Genomic DNA, 3,759 nt, shown 5'->3' with positions numbered 1-3,759 from the left:
CGTCGGAGCAGAGCCGCTCGGCGATGTCGTCGGCGATCTCGTCGGCGACCGCGACGGCGCACAGCCAGTCCTGCGCTTCCGCGTCGGTCGCGTTGAACTCGGTCCCCGCCTGCCGGCGCGCTGCGACGGGCGCGGGGAGGTCGCCGCGGAGCCGCCACAGGTCGCCGGCGAACTGCACGACGCCGCTGCGCCGGGCCGCGCGCAGCACCTCCTGCATCGCCATCGGCGAGCCCTCGGTGACATCGACGAGCGCATTCGCGAGCGCGGAATCGACCGGTCCGCCGAGCACGGATGCGGCCAGCGCGGCACCACCGGCCGCGTTCAGCGGCTCGAGGCGGACGGTCGAAGCGACGCCGTCGTCGACGAGAGCGCGCAGCGCGTCGGGGACGCGCCGTCCGCTGGTGATGCCGACGACGACCGCGGTGGTGCCGCGCGCCAGCTCGAGGAGGAACGCCGCCGAGCCCGGATCGAGCAGGGAGCCCTCGTCCACGAGCAGGACGCGGATCTCCAGCGCCAGCACGCCGGCACGGACCAGGGCAGCCCGCCCGAGCGCATCCTCCGCGCCGATGCGGAGGATCGTGGGGCGGTCGAGCAGTCCGAGGAACAGCCCGAACGGCACCGACGACGCCGATGCGGTGGCAGTGAGCCGGACCACGCGGTTGCCTGCCCGCTCGAGTCGGGCGGCGGCCTCGGAGAGCATGCGGCTCCGGCCGATGCCCGGCGGACCGACGAGCACGACGCTGCGCCCCTCGGCGGCCCGGCGGACGACACCGTCGAGGATCGGTTCGCGGCCCACGAAGTCCGGGGTGGTGAGGGTCATCGGTGCGCCGGCACGGTTCGGATGGTGCTCACGAGGGTTCAGGGTCACCGATTCCGACGATTTGTGAAAGACCTCGATCCGCGGAGCACTCTGATGTTCGTGATCCGTCCATCTCGTGCGCATCGCGGCTCACCACCCATCATGAGGTACCCCCTTCCCGATCAGGTAGCCCCCCACCCCGCTCAGGTATCCCCATCCCGCTCGGGTATCCCCATCCCGAGCAGGTAGCCCCCCACCCCGCTGGTCGAGGTGCGAGCGAAGCGAGCCTCGAGACCACTCGGAGCCGTCGAACACCCGAGGATCACCTCAGAGCCGCGCCCAAGCCGCGTAGTCGCAGTGCGTGGTCTGCAGAACCTGCTTCAGCGCGCGGACCTCCGCAGCCGTGTACCGACCGGGCGTGGACGCCGTGAGCGTGGGATGCATGATCGACGTCGTACCGCCCCGATGCGCGAGGTTCAGCGCGTGCCCTACCTCGTGCAGCACGAGTGCCTGCCACCCGACTCCGGCGCCGGTGCGCGGGCCGCTGAATCGTGACCACAGCAGCACGCGGCCGGAGGTGATCCCCTCGACGGTCCGACCCTCGGAGGTCATCCAGGCGCCGACGGAACCGCCGACGCCGACCTCGCCGCCCGCTCCGCCGAAGGTCTGCCCGGCGGCGTGCGTCTTGCTCGTGAACGCGATGGTGATGGTCGGCGTCGACGCGTGGGTCGCGGAGGAGAACGTGCGCGAGGTCCGGCCGGCGTAGCGGAACCGCACGCCGGTCTGCCGCGCGAGCACACCCATCGCGTGCTCGACGGTCGCGGTCATGCCCTTCGGCATGTCCGTCGGGTTGATCCGGTACTCGATCGGCCTGCAGGCGGGCCAGCGCATCGGCTTCGATGGGTCCACCGTCGAGGGCAGCTCGAAGCGGCCGTCGGTCACCCGTGCCGCGGTGGTCGCGGCGGCGGCGGAGGGTGCGGCTCGCTCGGGCGGGATCGCTGCGGGCGCGCCGGCGAGGACCGCAAGCGCGAGCACCGTCGCGGCCGCGGTCAGCTGCCGTGCGCGACCGAGCATGGACCGATGATGCCCGCGCCGGAGCACGATTCATAGATCCCTGATCGAGGGATGCTTTGCGTGCACCACCGCGACTGCACCGGACCTGAACGGGTGCTGTCCGATGTCGGCGGGATGAGGGACCATGGAGTCATGCGGGACGGCGACGACGAGGAGCGGCATGGCGCGGCCGTGCCGCACGTCACCGACGACCGCGACCTCGACACCCCGAACTGCCCCGACTGCCTCCTGCGGATGGAGGCGGAGGAGTCGCCGAGCGGTGAGCCCTACTGGGCCTGCACCGAGTGCGGGCTGGTCGCCGTCGCCTGAGTGCGGCGTCGCATCGTCGTCCGACGGCGGCTCGCGACGGCGGCGATGAGAGGTCGATCCTCCTCCGTCGTCAGGGACGCCTGGCCAAAACCATCATCCCGCCGTGACCAGCGGATTCCCAGATCACGCACATGCTTCTCCCGATTCAATGGCAGGTAGCAGCAGGCGGACACTCACCATACGATCGAGTGCCCCGTCAGGCGCCCGTCTTCACCACCCACGAAGACTGCCGAACGACCGACCGAGGACCGACACCATGCCCACGACCCCTCTCGACGGTATCCGGTGAGCGCGCGCTCCGCCGGTCGCATCGCGGCGATCACGACCGGCAAGGCGCTCGGCGTCCCGGTCCGCGAGGCCGCTCCGGCACCCACCGACGGGCCCACGGCTGCGGAGGGGCGCGGTCCGCTGATCCCGCAGATCGAGCCGGGCGCCGTGATCGGCGCGGGGGAGCGGGCCGGGCTCGCCAGCCTCGTCTCCTACGTGCCGAGTGAGGCGCTGACCATCTACCTCGCGGGCGTCGCATGCGTGAACCTCGTGCAGACCGAGAACACGAGCGGTGAGAAGGTCGCCGCGGTGTGGGTGCTGGCGATCATCGCGCTCGTCGCGAACGCGGCATTCGTCTGGCTCGCGTTCCGTGACAAGTTCAAGGACTTCTCCCGCAGGGAGCTCACCGTGCGGCAGACGCGGCCCCTCGTCGCGGCGCTCGTCATCACGACGCTGGCCTTCTTCGTCTTCGCGCTCGCGATCCCCGGCGGCATCTTCGTCAGCTCGTCGGAGTGGCTGCCGCTGATCCTGCTGATCGGGACCGCGATCGTGATCGGTGTCGCGCGTTTCTGGGGCCTCGCACCGCTGCGGGAGGACCCGCCCGCCGAGTAGATCAGCGACATCGCCGCTGATCAAAGGTCGAGTCCCTCTCGAATCGGTGCTGCGCCCACGCGGGGCAGGCGACGGTCGTGGGCGGATCGCGGAGGCGACTGAGTAACCTGAACGCTCACGGCGGCGCACCGTCGCGGAGGCCGCTGTGGAGGCGATTCGGCGACGCGCCGCGGGAACCACCGGACCGGCGCAGACCGTGCGCGACCGATCGGAGCGATGCAGCGGTGAGCGGGAAGCACGACAAGAAGCCGGACGACGAGCAGGCCGCGAACCTGCTGCTGACCGGCCCCATCGTGATCCGGGGGCTCGGACGAAGTGTCAAGGACGCGCTGCTGCCAGGACGCCCCAGTCGCCATCGCGCATTCGCGGGCGAGGCCGTGCCCGAGGTAGGCGCGGTCGACCCGACCCCGGTGGGCCTGATGCTGGCCGGTGGGCCGGTCGTGACGGAGTCGGGGCCGTCGACGAACCTCTCCGAGCGGGACGGTACGCAGGCCGCTGACTCCGAGCATGCCGTCCCCCAGGATGGCGCAGTGACCCCGACCGAGGTCGCCGACGGCCCCGGGGAGGACCGCGTGGACGATCGCCCTGACGACGAGCCACCCGCCGACGCACCGCCCGCCGACGCAGACGTCGAGCAGCCGCGGGGGCCCGCGGACGGTACCGAGTCCGCGGACGACGAGATCGCGTCGGATGAGCAG

4 protein-coding genes and 1 pseudogene are annotated in these 3,759 nt (G+C 71.6%); 3 read left to right on the top strand and 2 right to left on the bottom strand.

Annotation, left to right across the window (positions count from 1 at the left end; genetic code table 11):
• Both ACFE67_RS14435 and ACFE67_RS14430 read right to left on the bottom strand, forming a co-directional pair.
• Positions 1-820: ATP-binding protein (locus ACFE67_RS14435; protein ID WP_375407569.1), on the bottom strand; the 820-nt coding region annotated here is incomplete at its 3' end.
• A gap of 306 nt (positions 821-1,126) precedes the next feature.
• Entirely contained in the window at positions 1,127-1,873 is a 747-nt protein-coding gene (locus tag ACFE67_RS14430) for a matrixin family metalloprotease (protein WP_375407568.1), read from the bottom strand.
• A gap of 132 nt (positions 1,874-2,005) precedes the next feature.
• On the opposite strand from ACFE67_RS14430, the gene ACFE67_RS14425 reads away from it, so the two are divergent.
• From ACFE67_RS14425 to ACFE67_RS14415, 3 genes and pseudogenes are all read left to right on the top strand, one after another.
• Positions 2,006-2,182, top strand: coding sequence for a hypothetical protein (locus tag ACFE67_RS14425; RefSeq protein ID WP_375407567.1), 177 nt, complete (start codon positions 2,006-2,008; stop codon positions 2,180-2,182).
• A 285-nt stretch (positions 2,183-2,467) separates the two neighbouring features.
• Positions 2,468-3,061: a hypothetical protein gene (locus tag ACFE67_RS14420; protein WP_375407566.1), complete on the top strand. Its 594-nt coding sequence runs from the start codon at positions 2,468-2,470 to the stop codon at positions 3,059-3,061.
• 224 nt (positions 3,062-3,285) lie between these two features.
• Positions 3,286-3,759, top strand: a pseudogene (locus tag ACFE67_RS14415) (hypothetical protein); the annotation flags it as partial.

It is taken from the genome of uncultured Amnibacterium sp., from assembly GCF_964244015.1.
GTDB lineage: Bacteria > Actinomycetota > Actinomycetes > Actinomycetales > Microbacteriaceae > Amnibacterium.
The sequence above is the reverse complement of the archived record's forward strand: the minus strand, read 5'-3'. Positions and strand labels throughout refer to the sequence as shown.

Excerpts from the sequence above, each read along its gene's own strand:
- ACFE67_RS14430 (WP_375407568.1), bottom strand. The coding sequence starts at position 1,873 with ATGCTCGGTCGCGCACGGCAGCTGACCGCGGCCGCGACGGTGCTCGCG.
- ACFE67_RS14425 (WP_375407567.1), top strand. The coding sequence starts at position 2,006 with ATGCGGGACGGCGACGACGAGGAGCGGCATGGCGCGGCCGTGCCGCAC.